General features: G+C 51.5%; 5 protein-coding genes and 1 pseudogene. 1 reads left to right on the forward strand and 5 read right to left on the reverse strand.

The window, feature by feature from the left end; genetic code table 11:
- Positions 1-3: 3 nt before the first annotated feature.
- The 5 genes from AACY82_RS06970 to AACY82_RS06990 are packed head-to-tail and all read right to left on the reverse strand — an operon-like array spanning position 4 to position 17532.
- Complete coding sequence (locus AACY82_RS06970; RefSeq protein ID WP_339616055.1) at positions 4-2685, reverse strand: ATP-binding domain-containing protein; 2682 nt, start codon at positions 2683-2685, stop codon at positions 4-6.
- Positions 2686-2744: 59 nt separating this feature from the next.
- Positions 2745-4745 (reverse strand): hypothetical protein, encoded by a 2001-nt coding sequence (locus AACY82_RS06975; RefSeq protein ID WP_339616056.1) that lies wholly within the window; start codon positions 4743-4745, stop codon positions 2745-2747.
- A 17-nt stretch (positions 4746-4762) separates the two neighbouring features.
- Positions 4763-9457 carry an N-6 DNA methylase gene (locus tag AACY82_RS06980; protein ID WP_339616057.1) on the reverse strand — a complete coding sequence of 1565 codons (4695 nt, stop codon included), beginning with the start codon at positions 9455-9457 and terminating at the stop codon, positions 4763-4765.
- A 36-nt stretch (positions 9458-9493) separates the two neighbouring features.
- Positions 9494-12316 (reverse strand): helicase-related protein, encoded by a 2823-nt coding sequence (locus AACY82_RS06985; RefSeq protein ID WP_339616058.1) that lies wholly within the window; start codon positions 12314-12316, stop codon positions 9494-9496.
- Positions 12313-17532 carry a DEAD/DEAH box helicase gene (locus AACY82_RS06990; RefSeq protein WP_339616059.1) on the reverse strand — a complete coding sequence of 1740 codons (5220 nt, stop codon included), beginning with the start codon at positions 17530-17532 and terminating at the stop codon, positions 12313-12315. Before AACY82_RS06990 ends, AACY82_RS06985 begins: the two co-directional genes overlap by 4 nt.
- A 950-nt stretch (positions 17533-18482) precedes the next feature.
- Here AACY82_RS06990 and AACY82_RS06995 point away from each other — a divergent pair.
- Positions 18483-19039, forward strand: a pseudogene (locus AACY82_RS06995) (restriction endonuclease); the annotation flags it as partial.

A 19039-nucleotide genomic window follows, 5' to 3' on the forward strand; every position in this document is an offset into this window, starting at 1 on the left:
TATTTAGCACCAATCATCCACAAACTCTTCCCGCATCTGGCTGAGCGGTGAGGGCAACTTCCCATCACTGGTTAAGCCTAGGTAAGTCGCAGCTCGAGTAAAGCCCACATACAAGAATTTGTGAAATAGCTCGGGCATGGTTTCGGCTAACTTATCCACTCCCACAAAGAACACGGCCTCAAACTCTAGCCCTTTAATATGCTCAACCGAAAATATTCTCACGTTATTACCTTCACCTAGAGTGCGGCCGCCTTCGCAGGGATCGGCGCGCAGGTTATAGGGTTCCAGTTCTTCATTGAGTGCGTCCGCAAGGGGTTTGATCTGACTGTCATCCTGCACGAGCACGGCGGTGGTGGGCAGAGGTGAAGTCATGCTTTCAATTTCTACGATGCGAGTCGCGAGCCATTGGCTGATTGCGCGAGTATCCTGGCATTCCTCGATGAAAACCGGTTTGAGGCCTTCATGAGCGCTGCTGTCGGGCAATTCGCCTTTAGCGCTTAGGTCGCCATTGCTGGCTTGCAGCAGCTTCACGGCTAGTTCATTTAAAATCCGGCTTTGTCGATAAACAGCGGTAATGTGCTGCGTACGCAGGTCGTTTGCTATCCAGGCAAGTTGCTTTGGGTCACGTATGCCAACGCCCGTAATTCTCTGGTTAAAGTCACCGCACGCAAAAAAAGACTCGCTTGATAGTGTCGAAAGGTTCTTCATGGCCGCAAGCTGTATTACGGAAAAATCAGTCGCTTCATCGACCAGTACTTGATTATAAAAATGACTGGATACAGTTTTCAGTAGTGATGGCAGGCCGCCGTTGTTAGCCCGGCTAATAGCTCGGTTGGACATCATGGCCCGAGCGGCCTCAAGTCCCATTAGCAAGATGGTATCCAGCTCGTAAGAAGAGACGTGAATCGTTTTTTCGGGGAGCTTCTCATAATAAAGGCGCTCGCCGAAAGCCTTCGTTCGGAACGCTTTGTAGCTTGCTGGAATGTCAGAAACGTAGCGTCGGTATGTGTTCCTAAAGCGATTAAGGGCATTCCTTACGGACGCCAATTTTCCGAGGGTTAGCAATTCATCTTTGTCGGGGACCCGGTTTTCTCCAAGCCACTGTATAACGGCATAGCTCACGCCCTTTTTAGGCAGAGATCGCTTATTGTAGCGGTATCGTGCGAGTGATCGTATGGCCTTTTTGTACTGGATAAACGCTTCATTGTTAGTCGTTTTTCGAGAGGTCGCTGTTACCTGATCCTCGGCTTCATCATCACCGTCGAACGTCGACTCGTCATCGTCATCGTCTTCTAGTTCCAGTAGATCAATGTGCGCTGCCAAATCGGGGAAAAGTGTACGATTGTTCTTGAATTCTCGGTTAGCAAAGGTTTTTAACAGTTCTTCGATGTCTCTGTTTAGCTGTTCAAGGGATTTCTTAATATCGTTCTCTATCAATGTGATGCGCCCGACAACATCAATTATGTTCGCGGGTTTAGTGTTCGTCAGAATTTCGGACAGGTGTTCAGCTAAACTTTTCTCGATCTGGGAATCCAGCCGGGAAATTACGTCCTTTCCCTGCATCAACTGATTGAAAAATCGCTCTTGGTGATGATGTTTGATGGCCTCATACCAGGATATTGGGTCAATAATAGCCGATTGACTGATGAAATCCGCTTTCTGTTTGAGTATAAATTTACCTTTGTTGTTGGCCCCCTGTAGGTAGCCGAAAACATTGCGCGCTAAACGGAGCTGCTCTGAATTCCAGGTGGATATGTCTTCGTTCCGAGCGGGCACATCTTCTCGGGCAAAGGCTTCGCTTAGATAGTGTTTTAGCAACTCGGTGGGTGTGAACATCTTCCAGCTTCTGGCATGCTCGCGCCCAGCCGTGTCTGAAGTGGCGTAACGTTTTTCTTCAGCTGCCAGATTTTGTGTGTCAATCTTCTGGCTTAGACGTTTGATCAAGGTCGTCGTTTTACCGGTGCCCGGAGGCCCCATCATTATCAGCTTGCTGTTGATAGGGAGCCGGAATATCTCATCCTGGAATTTGTCCAGTATGGGCTGATCGCGCAAGCTCATGGTGCGCCGGATTTCGTGTATCAAGCCTTGGCGGATGACATCGTCTGGCTCAGCCCCAGTTAGCATAGCGTCAAAGCTAGAAGCCGCGTCGACATCGACTAGGCTTAGAAGCTGGCGGAGCGAGCTGATGCTCTGGCTACCCAATTCTTCGTTATCGAATCGATTGTCTTTAGAATCCCAAAGCTTGTCTGAGGATTGTGTCGGCTTGAGTAAACATTTTTCAATAACAGTAAATTCTGTATTGTTAATCGTGTCAGCATCGCCGGTTGGCAGTGATGCTAAACGCCCCATAGAGGACTGGTAACTTGCTAATGTGACCTCATCAACGGCTACTTGATACTTCCTGGCTACATACAGGACTTTTTGGTTTCCTTCTGGGTCTTCAATGACAAGACGTGCGATAGCGGGTTCTCGAGCAAGTTGGGAATAACCTTCCTGTGTTTCTCGATTGATTCGATGAAGGTTTCTTTCTGCTTCAACCCCAGTGAAGGTATTGCCTTGTGCAAAGCCTTGGGCGCTTACACCGTGCACGGATGCCAGCGTTTCCTGTGCGGTCGATGCGATAGCAGAAAAAGTGGATAGCGTATCTTCGGCCAGATCAATAATGTGCTTGTTCAGATCGGTCATATTAAGTTCCAGTACTTCTACGTTTGATTATTTTGAGATAGATAGCCCAATGGATGGCTTCAACCCGTTGTAGTTCTCTGCTCTTCTACCACTAGCTTTTGACGGAAAAGGAGCTCTTTATCCACTTCTGGGTGGAGTTTTAGTACAACCTTTTCGCTGTCGGATAAGGCTTCTGGTGGAGGTGTTGTTGTAGTGATAATGTACTGAAACGGCACCTCGTTCCCCAATTTTTCGCAGTGGCGTTCAGCGGCGGCGACAAGGGTTACATATTCCTCGTAAAGCTTCGGTCCCATATCGGCCTCCCTTGGGCAGTCATGAATCAGGATGCCGGGGAATGCCGATGTATTACCCACTGAATAGAATAGACAGGATAAATCCCCCAGAAGTATTTCCAACACACGGTAGGCTTCACCCCCGTGTGCAGATATACCGAAGGGGCGCTCATCTGACTGAGGCTCCAGACTCCCAAAAAAATCATCGCCAAGCAGACACTCGGTTAAGCATTGCATGATGCTTTCCAGTTTTTTTTCATGACTGTTAAGCGATTGCCTTATTTTCTGGAGTGGGAGTTCGAGACGGGCTATGTCGTTTCTATGCTGTTGTTCATGTTGAGCAGCAGTTTGGACTAACTGTCGACGATACTCCGAACCTTGGGTAGATTCCCAGCGTTCCAGTTCGGCCCGTAAATTCATAAACCGAGCAGCGCGTTCAATAATAGTGTCTCGAATGCGCAGTTGCTGGTTCTGTTTACTATCCAACGCTTTGTTTTTTTGCTTATAAAGGTTGATGTCATCGTGCTTGCTGGCTAGTGCTCGCTGATAGCGGTCTACGTATTGCCCTACTTCCTCCATCTGGGCTTGTAGTGCACGTTTGTTCAGGGAGTCCTGAATGTTTGGCAATTCCAGTTTCTGAATGCGATCCTGAACATGAGTGCACTCCTTAAAGGGAATACAGGCCTCCTGGCAGTCACCGCCCAGCGCCTTCAAACGATCAAGTTCACTGGTTAACCGAGAAAATTCCTTTTCGTTTCTGGCTCGCGCTGCCTCAGCGCGCTTCAGCCGCTGATCAATACGGTGATATTCCTCTTCCAATGGGTGCAGGCTTCTAAAAATTTCCTGCCGCTCTTCCTCCTGAGTGCGGTAACGGTTTTGCCATTCTTCAAGGCTGGCATTGAGCTCTGCGTCTTTCTCGCCAAGCGCAGCCATCAGAGATGGCGAAAAAAGATCTGGCGCGTGCAAAGGCAGGTCTACCAGCTGCGGATCAAGGTCGCGCAGCTCTGCTTCGATTCTGGCTTTGATGAGATCGGATTCTCGCAGCAAGGTTTGTGTGTCTTGGGTAGTTGCTTCAAGCGCCTGCTTTGCAGAGGCTAATTGCCTGAGTAATTTGCCTTCTTCAGAGCTCATTAGCCCCAACACGGAGCGCAAGAGGATGGGTGGGTCCTGGCGGCTTCGGGACAGTCCTATGCCTTCTCCTTCTCGCCAGGCGTAGAAGGACTTGAAACGCGCCTCTTGATCTCGTGCCAGCCAGGCCAGCAAATGACGCCACTCCAGCGGTTGATCGGTCTCTGGAACCCTCGCGCAGCTAGCGTTGTGCAGAAGGGTGGGGGTTAAGGAGTCGAAGAAGTCCGTAGCGTCAATGGCGGGTTCATGACTCCAAAGTTCGGTGAGCGTTTCACCGTGAACCACCCTGTCGCTGTTGCGGTATTTAAAGCTCCGATAAACGATGTGACTTTGGCCTTGTATATCAACGATCAGCGCCACGCCGCCCTTGGGGAAGTTACTCGCCAGCTCCTTGCGCAGCTTCGTGGTATTGGGAGATTCGTCCCCCAGGCAATATCGCAATAACAGGCAGAGCGAGGTTTTTCCTACACCGTGGCCCGCCGCACGCCAGCCCTGTGCCTGTGCGTGGGTGGGCTCTATCGCCCAGACGATATTTAACCCGCGCCGAAAGGGTACCTCTCTGAAGGGTACCTTTTTCGGGTCGTCGTATATCGCCAGCCGCTTGAGGTAGAGCGCTGGCTCATGAGTCGGCTGTTCCAGCCACGCGAAATTGTCATCCATTGGTGCATCCTTGGCCTTTATGCCTGCTTGTTTTCGCCCCGTTCATTAAGGGAGCCGGTTCTCTCTTCGCTGCTCTGCTCGGACCATGAAGTCACTATCCTTTGTAGGCGCATAGCCAAATCCTGGAGCTCGTCGATAACCACAACATCTTGGGGCAGTTCGTTACCGGCCAGGGATCGATAGCCCTCTGCTTCGGCGCGTATCAAAGAGTGGCGCTGGAGATAATCCAGTACCAGGCTCCAGCGATGTTCAGACTCCATAAGGTGGGCGGCCTGAATCAATTCGGGCGCGGCAGTCTTTAAACTCTCGCTGTCATCGGAAATATCGGTGCCGATAAGAGTGAAAAAGTCATTGAGTTTCGTGCGGGGTATAAATTGATACTGGCGAATAACCAATAACAGCAGACCAGCGACTTGGGCCTCCTGTTCATTGCGGATAACTCCTTGTGGCGAGTAGGCAGCACCTCGGTAAGGGGCGTATTGTTGATTGGCGTCTTCCTTGTGCAGTTCTTCCCACGCGGCCAGAACCCGCTCTTGAGTTAGATATTTTCCGTAGGCTTTTATATCTTTGTTTTTTAACCCGCGAAAGGTTTCGGATGGGTAGTCGTCGCCCATAACCTCGGTGGGATCGAGGATGTAGCGCAGCTCCTCTTCGTTCAGGCCGTAGAGTTTGGCGTAGTAGGCATCCAGCTCGCATTTGAGTTGGTGACGGCGATCGGGGTCAAATGCGAACGGCTCGCCGTGATAGCCTAGGTCTTCGGCGAAGGATTTGAGGCGCTCTTCGGTATACGTGAGTTCCAGCACACGAGGAATGATAAAGGCTTCGTCATTCTCGTCGAATGCGGAGGGTGGGAGCACTGGCAGTTGTTTGATGATGAAGAAGTTAAGATGCGTGCCGCCTACCTTGTGTCGAGCAATAAAGTCAAAAGGCAAGCTCGTTAAGTTTGCTTGAAGTAAAGCAGCATTGATAGCATTAAACTTATTGAAGAGTATAAGCGGCATATTGTTTCCCACACCACTAAACGGAATCACCCCAGCAATTACCGTCCGCTCATCCGTTGATCGGCAAATATCCCGCCATCCCAGCAAATACTTAGGTCGCCTTGCTTCCAGCAGTGGCCATATCTGTTGCCACAGATTTTGTTGCTGCTCCAGTGCCGCTTTGAGGTGGGCTTGTTCCTCGGTAGTGAGTGGAAAGTCTTCCTGCATCGCTGCGGCAGCTTGGGCGGTGGCAGTTAGGCCGCTATCGAAAAGGTCTTTGCCCTCGCTGCGCAGGGGTTCGCCGAGCAGGGCTTGGGCGGAGGCTGTCTGGTTTTGTTGCAGGAAGGCACCGGCGCACCAGTAGGTTAGTGCGGTGGTCAACAGTTCGTTGTCCGCTTTTTTGCAGGCTTCCAGCACCGCTTTGGGCGCTTGGGCGGTGCGCAGGGTAACTTCGTTTTCCGGCACCCAGTAGCGGGGGCGGTTTTGGTGGTGGTTCTGCTTTTCGGCCAGGGTGCAATCGCGGCTGGTTTCGCCATCAAGTTCGTAGGTGGCCCAGCGATGGTCATAGTGGTGTACCATTTTGGCTTCGTATAGGGGCAGGTAGTTAATGCCAGCTACCTTCGCTCTTTGGTCTGTTAGAGAGCCGCCTATTTCCTGAATCTCTTTATACGTTTTAAACAAATGGCTTGCCGTGTTCATCATAAACATCAGCTGAAAATTTATACCCCATGAGTTGATTTCTGGTCTTTTTCCGTCAGGCTCTCGGATTAGCACTTGTCCAGATGCATAAATTTTCTTTGTGATCTCTGCATCTTTTTGGGTGCGAAAGACGGGGCAAGTCCCCGTGTTCGGATTTATCAATGCAAAATCTTTTTGAGAAAGGGTGAAGGCTCTCCGGTTGTCATAGATTTCATTAGCCTTTGAAAGGAAAAATCCGAACATTGAATGTACTATTTTAGAGCCAAGTGTCACTAGACTGAACTTATAACTTCTATGGACATCTGGAAATATTGCTTCCCGATTTTCGAAGTCGAAAAGGCTAACAATTTTATTGGTTTCGACCAAGTTACGAAAGAATTGTTGGGTAAAAGAATCGGTAGCAATTCCCGAAGGTACAATAAATCCAGACCGACCGCGAGTAGCCTTAGCATTACTAAAATGTTCGGCGAAAAGAGGTGCAAGATTTATTCTCCCAAAGCTGGTAAGCGGGAATCGACCGCCTCCATGAACAAAAGCTTGTGTTCTCAAAATTGCTTCCTGAGCTTTTAAGTGCTCCTTGTACAAACTGGGGGCAGAAGTTTCTAGCTGTTTAATCAATTTTTCTCGTGCACTCATATGACGTGCATCGGCGATTTCTGGTGCCCGAGATGAAAAAAACTCTTGAGGGTCATATTGCAGTTGATCCCACGGCGGGTTACCCAGCATCACATCAAAACCACCCGACGCACCCTCGCCAAATACCTGAGGGAAGGCCAGGGACCAATGAAAAAAGCGGTGGGTGTTGGCCAGTTCACGCGTAAAGTTGCGCACATCGTCCGGCAACGAGTGGCCTTCGGCGGCCAATTTCAGGTGGTTGTTGGTGGGTACCTGCTGCGCCGTTTTAGCGGTTTTTGGAGCAAAAAATGCGGCGGTAAACAAGTCTTCTTTCAGACGGTCATTTTGATAGTCCTGCTTGGCTCGTGCCTCGGCAAAGGCGCGGCGCTTGGCTTCAACCTGCGCTACGGTGTCTTCCTGCATGGCCTCCAGCTCCTTAAAAGCCTGCGGAATGACGCGCAAGCTGACGGCGAGTTTTTCACCGTATTTATCCTTTTTGATGGCCTGGGCGTTTTGTTTTTTCAGCTCACTGCAGATGTTTTTATCATCACCTGACAGGGGTTTATAGGCATCGGCAGGAATGCCCTTTTCCAGTTGTTCGGGGTCGAGTATACCCACCAATGCGTTACCACACTGTACATGGGCATCCAAAAAGCTCAGGGGTTTGCCGGGCTCGATGGATTCCAGCCAGAGGCCGGTTTTACACAGCTCTACGGCCATGGGGTTGAGGTCCACCCCGTAAATGCAGTGGCGCACCACATCACGCAGGGCATGCCGGTAGTGGTTTTCGGTGGCCTGGTCGCTACCGGCGTCAATTTGCGCCAGCTCGGTAGCCAAGCGGCGCGCAGCGGCCAGTAAAAAATGGCCGCTGCCACAGGCCGGGTCGCACACGCTAATGCCGAGCAGCGCTTGTCGGGGCTGTTGAGGGCTGGCCTTCAAGCGCTCGGCGATCACTGGCTCCAGGGCGGATTTAATCAGCTCTTGTACCAGAGGGTCTGGCGTGTAGTAGGAGCTGGTGAGTTTGCGGCTGTGTCTGGAGGCGGCGGTTTCGTCATCGGCATCGCCAATAAAGCTGAAGCGCCATTGTCCGTCTGGGTGGATTTGTGGCATCAGTTCTAGTAGAGATTCATAGACCGAACCGAACTCTTCGGTGTCCATATCTCGGTAGTTAATGCGGGCTTGAATACCCTGATGTTCAAAGTAGCAAAGATTAAACAGGGCACTGTACAGGTAACGGTTTGCCAACTGACTGCTAGCCAGATCTGGGCATTGGTCGTGGGAAAACAGGCCACCCAGGGCGGGCTGGCCCAGCAGAGGTTGGCCACTGGCAAAGCCGGTGAAGGTAACGCATAGTTGCTGCCAGGCGTCGCCGTAGTGATCGTAATGGCGGCGTTGACGAGCGCGTTCCCGCAGGAGGGTGATGGAGTAGCCTGCTCGATAAAGGTCGCGGGCGCCTTGAAAATCCTCGCCATCGTAGTCTCTGGTCAATAGCAATACGTCCCGGTCTTCGGCAGTGAGCATAAACAAAAAGCGGTACACCAGCCGCAACACCTGCTGAAAGTAGGCGTCGGTACTTAGCTCATCGTCTGTTAGCTTTTGGCGCAAGGCACTATTGGCCGGGTGGGCCAAAAAGCCGGTTCCCAACTGGCGCAGAGCGTCAGCCACGCCATAGCGCAGCTTGTCCAATACGCGCTCGCCTTCGTCGTGGCCGCGTTCGCGCCATTGCTCCAGCCAGCAGTGTTCCGGTTGCCCCTGTTGGGGTTCTACCCGGCTGGCGTGTAGCAGCAGCCACAGGGCGGCAAAGTCGGCGTAGTTGTCTTCCTCGAACAGGCGAGTGAAGTCCACCTCCACATAGGCTGGGCGGGTCATGGCCGGATTATCGCGCAGCAGGCGCAATACCAGGCCGTTGCTGACCATCGACCATAGGCACTGGGACTCGGCGTTCAGGTATTCCTGGGCCAGGCCCATGGGGGAACGCTTGCGGCCCTCTTGCCCGTAGTGTGCGTCGCTTTTATCCAGATCCTGATCGGCATCGCACAATACCAAAGGTAAGCTTTGCCCCCAGACTTGGTGGGTGATGGGGAACTCCCGCTCGCCCAGAGTTTGTTTGTGTTGGCAGGGTGTGACGGAATAGCCCAGTACCCGCTCGAGCAGGGGCAGTAGCCAGTCGTTGACGGTAATCGCGTGCAGATTGACGTCTTCCCGTTGGCGTTGTTGCTGGAATTCCCGCCAGCGGCCCTGGGCAATGCGCCAGTAGCGACCAATTTCGTCGTTAAACGTAAGGCCGCGCTCAATGCTGTAGTCCTGCTGGCTTTGGCCGGGCAAGCTGAAGAGACGGGTATCTTGCAGAATTTTGCTGCCCAGTAATCCGCCTACTACGCGGATGGCATCGAAATTCTGCTGGGTGGTGTTTGCCATAGTGTCTTTCCTGGGGGTTCTTTGCGCTGCCTTGGATTACAGCAAGCCGGCGTCGGGTATAAGGACGTAAACGCCCATTACATCCACAGGCAGTTGCGGCTGAACACTGTAGCTGCCGCGCGCTTCGGCGGCTTCGCGGGTGCGGCGGTGGTCGGTCAGCACTGCATCGGCGCGCTCTTGGGCGTAAGACTCAAAAGTGGGAGTAAGTTGCGGCAGAGCCTCTATAGCACGGTTCAGCGCGCGCGTGCGCGCCTCTGGCGCCATGTTTTTGCTCACCGGTAGTTGCATCAGGCGTAGTATTTCTGCTTTGTCGAGTAGTTGGGGCTCACCTCGACGGTTGACGGCCAATGCCAGGGCTTCTTCGGCCAGCAGTTCTTGGGTTTGCTGTTGATCGTGCTGGGTGCGCTTGATGCTCAGCCGGCTGCGCAGGCGTAACAGGTAAATGGTGGTGTGGGTGTCTATGCCTCGTGAATATATTGCTCCAGCGCGCGCCACTAACTTTGGGTCATCGCCACTCATAGCCATCTCAGTGAGGTAGTCTGCCAAGTGGCTGACAAGTGGATGAGTACGGTGGATAAATTCGGCCCGGTCTTTAGTGGGGTAGTTAAAATCCAGGGTTTTTATATGCATAAGACCTGCTACATCCAGCCTTTCTTTCAGCGTAAGGGGTAGATGTTGTAATGGTGCCCTCCAGGTGCCATTGGGCTGTTTATGTAGTGTGGCGTCCAGTCGATCCAATGCCTGGGTGACAAAGCGTTGCACATCATCACGCGTACCGAGTACCGCAAAGGCCTTTTCCCATTCGGGCATGACCGCTTCGGGTTTGAGGCGATTTTGGGCAAAGATAGTACGGTTTTTTCGAGTTCTGTCGCGTGCAGATTCCCAGTCTGTGTTGAATTTCTGCAGCATGGGATCGTCGGCAAATAAGTCCATACTCTGCTGCAGTTGGTCGCTGCGTAGGAGTACAGTGTTCATAATGGCCTGCATATAGCGGCCTTCGTTCTCCGGCGCGGGTACCGATACTCCCAGGGCTTTTTTAATGTTGTCTGCTTTACGGATAATCACTTGCAATACTGCACCATCTATAGGGTTATCCTCCCCGTAGAGCATCAAAGTTTTGACTTCGGTGGCCTGTTGACCAAAGCGGTCTACCCGCCCTTCCCGCTGTTCGTGGCGGGTGGGATTCCAAGTGAGGTCGTAATGTACGACGGCGGTAAATTGATCTTGCAGGTTAATGCCCTCTGATAAGCAATCAGTGGCCACCAATAACGGCGGCTTATCAGACTCTTTTAAATCATCGATACGCTTCTGACGTTCGCTAGAGTTGAAGTCACCGGTAACATATATGACTTCACGCTCTTTATAGGTTTTTTTCAGCTCATCAGCCAGGTATTCGGCGGTAGCGATGTAGCGGCAAAAAATCACCGGGTTGTGCCCTTCTTTTAGCATGGGGGTTAGGTGTTTTTTTAATGCTTGTAGTTTGGGGTCGTTACTTGACTTGAGATTGCGAGCGCGAACTATCAGTTTTTGTAAGCGTTCCAGATCTTCTATTTGGGCGCCGCCGGGTTCTATGTCATCGGAATTACTGAGCTCTTCGCCACCATCGAGTACTGTACTAATGCCTTGGGCTTCCAGTGCTTCGGCCGACTCGGCATCTTCCTGATCGCCAAAGGCGGAATCGATTCGTGTGTTAAGGGCTCTAATGGCGGCTTGCGGTGAGGAAGAGATGCAGCGCAACAGCGCAAGTGCTGCCCACCAGTTCATACGTGCCTTGAAGGTACCTTGTTCTTCTCGTTCCACGAGTTCTCTAGCGTAAGCGACGACCTCCTGAAAAATCTGGTTCCATTCGCCTGTGAGTTTGTAGGTGGCTTCCGCGGTATAGCGTTCTGGGAAGAGTTTTCCTTCCTGCCACTCTTTGATGTCCTCGCGCCGGCGCTGAATGAAATGCGTGGCTAACTTTCGGCGCAAGGGATGGTCTGCCTCCTCGTTGCCTTTAAGTTGTAAAAAGTCGCGGTGCAGTAGCCCCAAAAGGTTGTAAAAAGCTTCTTCGTCACCGCTGTGCGGAGTGGCTGTGAGTAATAACAGGTGACGTTGTTCGTTGTCGGCTAAGTCGCGCAATAGCTCGTAACGCTGTTGACGGCCCTGCCCAGTGCGTGAGCAGGTATGCGCTTCGTCGACAATGACGAACTCCGGGCATTGCTCGGCAAAGGCGTCGCGTCGGTTTTTGCTTTTAATGTAATCCAGCGAAACTACGGTAAAGGGGTATTCGGTAAAAATTGAAGTGCCAGCGGGTAAACCTCGCTCTAGCCGAGAAGCTGTACTTGAGCGAACAACGACAGATTGAATATGGAAACGGTTATTAAGTTCCTGTTGCCATTGCTCGCACAAATGCGGGGGGCAGAGCACTGTTAGTCGACTGATTTCGCCCCGGTCCAGCAGTTCGCGCGCAATGAGTCCGGCTTCAATCGTTTTACCAATGCCGACGTCATCGGCAATGAGCAGGCGCAAGGTTGGCTGCTTTAGAGCCATCATTAATGGTACGAGTTGATATGCGCGCGGTTCAATGGCGATATTGCCAAAGCTGCGAAATGGCCCGGCGCCAGCACGGAGTTTGAGCATTAGGGCATCGCGTAGTAGCAAGCCTGCTGATTGTAGACCCGAATGCTCCGGGTTGGGGTAGGGGAAGGTGGCTGGCTCAACGGGAAGCTGCTCCAACACAGGTAAAATAACGGTAGGCTGTTCCTCGCCCCCGCCGAGGGGCCGTAGGTGTAAGATTTCGGTTTTGCTTTGGGGTAAAACCACCCATTCACGGCCGCGAGCACGCACGATGGAGCCAGGGCTAAAGGTAACAGCGTTCATAATTGTGATGCTCCAAAAATATCGGGATATTGCGCTATGCGCGCGGGCCAACTGCTTTGTTCTTTGCTGAAGCGGATAACGGTTAAGCCGCTGTCTTCCAGTTGGGCGCTGAGCGCAGCATCTACTTTTTGCCGCTGAGGGAACTCGTGATGCGGGCCGTCGATGTAAATCACAGCATTGTGATTACGGTAGATAAAATCCGGCCGTGTCTGGAATTTTTCGATGGTTATCTGTGCGTCATCGGGCAGGTGGTGGCCGTATTGTTTCAAGTGTTGCAGAAAGGCTTGTTCTAGGCTTGAACCACTGAGCGTATGCAGGTGCTCGTAATGTTCGCCGTGGTTGCGACTCTCGGTTGAGGGCACTTTATGTGCCCCGGTGAGTGCTTGAAGAAGTTCGAGCAACTCCGGGGAACCGCGATCAATGAGCGTATGATCCATTTGGTTGTAGTAGCTGAGCAGGCACCGGTAGCAGCCTGCTTCGCAGTCTTGGTTGGCATTCTGATAGTTGCCTTGCTTTTCCAGCTGGTAATGACAAATGGCCAGGGCCCGCTCTGCTACGCGCGCCAGAGCTTTGCTGTCACTTAACAGGCGGGTAAGTACCCCCGCGCCGCCTTCGGCGGATTCATAAAAGAGGATGGCTTTGCGCTCGTTACGGTTGGGCAGCGGTTCTGCCATTAGTTCGGATTCTTCAATTTGAAATTCTTCTTCGATGCCACGTTTGAGTGCGTATTGCAAGCTGGTTATCAAGGAGTCATCCATGTAACCGCTGGGCCGAATAATCAAGACATTGCGGCGATCTTCAACATAAGGAGTAATGCGCTCCACATAGCGGTCACTTTTGGAGGCTTCATCGTTTTGGTCCTGCGAGGCCTGTTCGTCTTTGCTCCACATGCCTGAGGTGGTATCGATATTGAATCCGTATATGGATTCTTCCTTACGGCGACGCCAGCCCAAGTTGATGCGCCACACCGTTGCGGCAGGTGCGTATTGGATGTGTAACAGGATATTTTCGTCCTTATCGTTAACATCGCCACTGATGACGCGAAGTCGGCCCTCACAGGATGCAAACTGCAAGGTGGTTTGCATGTCGTAGCCCTGGCGCTGGCGCTCCTCTTCGTCACATGTGATACGCAAGACACGCTGGGTGCTCACATTTTCGATACGATAGAGATTACTGATGCGTTTGCCACCGTCTATGGGGGTTCCGCAGGCTATACAGAGTTCATTTTCCAACTGCTGCTTGAAGTGGCCATAGCCGCACTCTGGGCAGAGTCGCGCCTCTTCTTTGGCGAGCCCGGGTTGCTCCATATCTTGCTCTTGGCGAATGCCCAGCATGACCTGTTTGACGCGATACTGGGAGCCTTCATGATAAATCAAGCTGAGTGGACCAAATTCGGAAATTGCCAGAAAACGCGGGCGTGCTAAGAAACTATCGCGACCGATACTGCCCCGTCTCCCCTGTATATAGGCCAGTAGTGGCAGACGCGGAAAATTGTAACCTGGTAAGAAGCCTTGACTGGCCAAGTAACGATAGGTTGAGAAATCCGAGTTTTGTCCGGCGCCGGTATTGAGGAGTAAGCCAATTTGAGTGCGTGCTTCGTTGTAGCGTCGGTCCGCGGCTTTTTTATCTCGCTCCGCGAACGCGGGGTTAGAGATAATCGCGTGTGCTTTTTGCAGTTGCTCCTGAGTCGAGGCGTAGAGTTCTCGCCAACGTTCCAGTGCGTCATTGAACTGGCGGAAGGCCCCTTTGATTCGGCTCTCCAACCAGGTTGAGCATGCTTCATCGATACTGACTTCGGAGTTTAACCAAACGCCCTGGGCGTCCACCAGCTCTGTTTTTAGCATGCGCAGTAAATTAAGGCCCCGTTGCGCCGCTTGCTGGCGCACTTTGTCATTGTCCATTTGTATGGCGAATTCATCCAGTAATGACATTGTATCCGGGTTGGACATATCGAGCATGTCATTGACGGTTTTGGGTAGCGCTTTTTGGGTTTCGTTCAGCCATACTGCGTTCAGGTGACTGGTCACTAATTCTTCATTGGCAAGATCAAGTGTTGGTGGGCTTACATGACCGTGCACCATGCGTACTGGGTCGGTGAAAAAATACTGATCATGTGGGCTAAGCGCTGCACAATAGGTGAGTACCAGAGCTGGTTGACCGGAACGGCCGGCTCGACCGGAACGCTGGGCATAGTTTGCAGGAGTCGGTGGCACATTTCGCATGTACACGCTATTGAGTGAAGCAATATCGACACCCAGTTCCATGGTTGGAGAACAAAACAAGGTTTTTAACTCTGCCTTGCGGAACAGTTTTTCACGCTCCTCTCGCTGGCTGGCGTCCACTTGTGCTGTGTGCTCACGCGCTTCTAAATCAAATAGTGTGCGATTGCCGCCACGTAACAATTCTGCAATGGTTGTGTACAAATTGCGGAAGTATTCGTTATCTGAGCGATAGGGATCGGCTGTTTCAAGTTGGTCTTCCTTGGTGGTCGGTTGCCATTGTAAGAACTCACCTAAAAGCTGGTAACCACTTTGGTCTTTTTCGTATTCCTCAGCTTCTACCATGTTATAGGCGTATAGCGCTTCGATCAGGCTTTGAATCAGATCAGGGTAGGTCTTGTCATTAATTCTGGGTAGTGTTGCCAAGTCATTGCCCCAAACGCTACTACTTTTTAGCTGTTGTGCCAAAGCTGAGCGACTGGAGCCACTGACGAAGTTGGGGTTGTTTTTGTGCTGCTTGGGTTTTCCCGTCAGCAGTAAATAACAGCTTGCTTGAAGTTGCTCTTCTTCGCTGAATCCCCACGGCTCCTTAAGGTACTGGAAGCTTTGCGAGCGCATTTGCTCTTGCTGTATCGAATCAAGAAACCGACTTTTAATGCACAGGCCTCGACGCATGGTATCGAGTATGGCTTTGAGTGCTTTTTTCCTATTTTCTGGTTTAACAGATCCCAGCTCACGACAAGGTAGGTCTTGCCAGATACTTTCATCTTGACAGAGTTCATCCAGGCCTTCGTAGTTGATACTCAACAGCCCAAGCTGTTCCAAGTTGGGATTATTGTAGCGCCAGCCCCGGCGTAGATCGAAATACAACCGGTAGGCTAGCACGTTGCGAGCGGTTTCTTCTGCTCTGCGCCTACCGGGACCCTTGGCAAACGCGTTTTCAAGATAATCCGATCCGTCTTTGTTAAACCCCAGTGCTTCAAAGACCGCTTGCGGTAAATTGCTGTCGGTTAAATAGCCGTCTGGGGCTTGTTGAGTGGCCGCCAAAAGACTCGCGCGCAGTAACAGTATCTGTACAAAATCGTTGTAATGCCCGGCTTGCAGAGAGGCATCTTGTCGGTTATCGGTAAAGCCGAGCAGTTTTTTGGCGTCATCTGCCAATTGGGTGTCGCGCTCCAGCATATAGCGTAAAGCGGAAATGGCCAGTACGGTGGTGGCGGATGATCGTCCCTCGCCACTGAGCGAGGTGAGGCGGTTGGAGTCTTTCCCTTGGGCTTGGTGGACAACACCACAGCTTAAGCAAAAGCGGAAGCTGCCGGGAATGTACCAGCCGGGTTCGCCTTCATGACTTACACGACCGCTGGTTTCAACATAGTATTGCCGGGGTTTGAACTTTTTGTAGTTGCTCTTCAGACGCAAGTCACCATTTTTTTCTTCAAACCAATTTTCGGGGAATCTATCGGGGTCTTCGTCGTCCCATGAGCGTGCGGAATCGAACATAAAGAAGCCCCAGCGCTGCTCATCGCTGTCGGTGTCTTTTTCGTTAATATCGCGCGGTGCAAGAAAGAAGTCGTCATACTCCTGATCGTGCCATACGGGCAGATACTCCTGCCCACACTGGCGACAGAAATGCAGGCTGTAAAATTTTTGGTGGCGGTCGCCGGGCAAGAATTGTTGGCCACTGAGGTCAATCGTCCGCTTGCCTTCTGGGGCAAGTGTCGAGAATACATTACTAGCGCCTGATAAAAATTGATGTAGACGAAAGGCAAAAAGGGGTTTGCCTTGTTCGTCAACAACGCGATAGGCGAGTAACAGGAATTCTCGTAGGTAGGCTTTACATTGTTCTACAGAGCAGCTTGAGTCTTGGGCTAGCTGCTCTGAAGCCCAATCAAGATTTTGCGGTTGGGCCCTAACCCACTTTCCCTCTTCGCGTCTGAGACCTAGGGTGAGCTCAATCCAACCCGATATGGGGTGTTCGCGCAGAGCTTTGAAATCAGCATCCGTTGGTACCGGTTTATTAAGGGCTTCGGCCAGCTGCTTCTTGCCAGGTTGGGTTTCATAAGGTGTCAGGTGCTGAAGCGTTTCGGTAATAATATTATCCGGCTTGACCTCATCCCCAAAAAGCTTGGTGGCGACTTTGGCAACGGTTGCCTTACGTGCGGCCAGAGTGCCTTCGCTTGCCATGGTGGCAGATGTACCGATACACAAGACATTATCATTCAGGGATTCGCGGACACGACGCACGAGCATGGCGACATCGGCACCTTGTCGGCCCCGATAGGTGTGCAATTCATCGAGCACCAGAAATTTTAAGCCCTTTGCTGCCTGCATGATTGTGCGATCAAGATCACCCTGACGAGTCATGAGCAGTTCGAGCATCATAAAGTTTGTCAGGATAATATCGGGTGGTGCTGCGGCCATTGCTTGACGTTCATCATCCGACTCTTGCCCAGTGTAGCGCCCATAGGTAACAGGTGCATTCATGCCCGAGTGTTTAAAAAATTTGTCCAACTCTTCCAGTTGCGAGTTCACCAATGCATTCATTGGATAAATAATGATCGCTTTGATGCCTGGTTTGGGGTTTTTGGTCCGATCTTTGAGTACGGCATCCACAATTGGCAAAATATAAGAAAGTGACTTACCGGAGCCTGTACCAGTGGTGAGTACGTAGCTTTCTTCTCGTTGAGCTACATAAATGGCGTCCTGTTGGTGTTTATGCAAACGAGCGGAAATGCCGACGCCTCCAGTATCATCCCGCCCAAAACGGAAAATGTCCGCGCAGTGGGGGTGAAGTGTCCCCTCGTTGCACAATTGTTCTACGGTGCCACCAGGTACAAAGGAGGGGTTGAGCTGAATAAGAGGTGCAGGCCAATAGTGGCCATCGTCATACCTGGCTTGGACGAAAGCTTTAATATCCTGTGACTTGATCTTGGTGAAGCTCGTGGTGAAAGCTTTGTAATCGGAGATGACCGAGTCTCTGTACTGGAATACGTCCATTCTTTATATTGTCCCCTCGATCTATTTATGATTTCCAGAATGTCGTCATACTCGCTTATCATACCCGATGTGACAACCTGCGCCACTGCGAGATCGGGCATGAAAGATCGTGTTCTTAAGGCGCCCGGGCAATTTTATTAGTGAATAGATTTCACGTATGGGGGTATATTTGGGGGTACTTATATTTATCGAACAGGGATATATTTATATATATCAAATAGATGTGGCGCCTATTCGCATCATCCCGAGGCGCCATATAAGTAAAAGCCTACCTCGAAAGAGGTGGGCTTTTTTTATGGGTGTCCGAACGGATGAGGCCGCTCTTTTGTTTGCTGGCAGTCGCGGCATTGATCCCGGCAGTTTCGGGCAGCTTGGGGTACATTGGCGCGCCTGAGCCGCTGGGCGTAGTCCCACGCGCCATAAATGGTGGCGCTGGATCACCAAGTTCTGGGGCGTTTAGAATCGAGCAGAGCGAGCCCTGAATGCGCCGTATCAAAGTTCTGGTTAGTCCGATACCGGCCGCAAGCCCGCCGTAATACGGACTTTTCGTTTCTGCTCCCTCTTAAAGAGTCCAAAGTCTCCCTCTATCCAACGTATTTTTGGGTATTACAGAGCGTGTTCGTGCGCGGCATAGTCCAAGGGAGCGGGTAAAACTGATCCAGTGAGATAAAAGGCGATCTCTGTGGCGTAGGCTCGGAACGGCATACCTTTTATCTGATCCTATTTATTACCTGAGAGTCAGGCGGTCATGCATCAAATCCCCAACAACACCCGCGGTCAGGCTATGCTAGGCGACTTTCCCAAAACCATATACGACGTTATCCTAGGCAGCAGCGAGGCGCACCAAGATCCAGTAATGTGGCTACGAGCTAGTCTGGATAAAACTAAATAATTTGCTCAAGTGATATTCGAGTTGCTGGCGGGCAAATCGATTTCTGAAGGAACTGAAAATGTCTAATAGCTGGATGATCCGCGCTGGGCGTGGTGGTACCTATATCGAAGACTTTGAGTCTAAAGGCTACGCGGCCATTGGATGGTCGCGCCTTGGTGAGCTAACCCAATATAAAACTACCGATGCCTTGAAAGAAGCGTATCTTCGAGAATTTACCCAGTCGAAACCACAGGCTATGGCCAACGCAGTGGCAATGATCCTCAAGTTTCGCGACCATATCAAAAAAGGCGACACCATTGTCAGCTATGACACGGAAACCCGGCAGTACCTGATTGGCGTAGATCAAGGTCAGTACATCTATAAGCCAGATGAAGTGGGCGACTATCCTCAGTTGCGTGTAGTGAACTGGAGAGGTCGGGTCAACCGTGACGCCCTTAGCCAGTCGGCCAAAAACTCTTTGGGCTCCACACTCACATTATTCTCGGTCAGCGATGATGTCGTTGCTGAGATGCGTGCCGCCTTATCTGGTAAACCCCGTAAGGTGGAGGCGCCAGAGGAGGCTTTGGAGGAGTCGGGCAGCTTTGAGCTACTGAAAGACGAAGTGATCGGCAAGAG

The organism is uncultured Gilvimarinus sp. (assembly GCF_963972205.1).
GTDB lineage: Bacteria > Pseudomonadota > Gammaproteobacteria > Pseudomonadales > Cellvibrionaceae > Gilvimarinus > Gilvimarinus japonicus.

Excerpts from the sequence above, each read along its gene's own strand:
- AACY82_RS06970 (WP_339616055.1), bottom strand. The coding sequence starts at position 2,685 with ATGACCGATCTGAACAAGCACATTATTGATCTGGCCGAAGATACGCTA.
- AACY82_RS06975 (WP_339616056.1), bottom strand. The coding sequence starts at position 4,745 with ATGGATGACAATTTCGCGTGGCTGGAACAGCCGACTCATGAGCCAGCG.
- AACY82_RS06980 (WP_339616057.1), bottom strand. The coding sequence starts at position 9,457 with ATGGCAAACACCACCCAGCAGAATTTCGATGCCATCCGCGTAGTAGGC.
- AACY82_RS06985 (WP_339616058.1), bottom strand. The coding sequence starts at position 12,316 with ATGAACGCTGTTACCTTTAGCCCTGGCTCCATCGTGCGTGCTCGCGGC.
- AACY82_RS06990 (WP_339616059.1), bottom strand. The coding sequence starts at position 17,532 with ATGGACGTATTCCAGTACAGAGACTCGGTCATCTCCGATTACAAAGCT.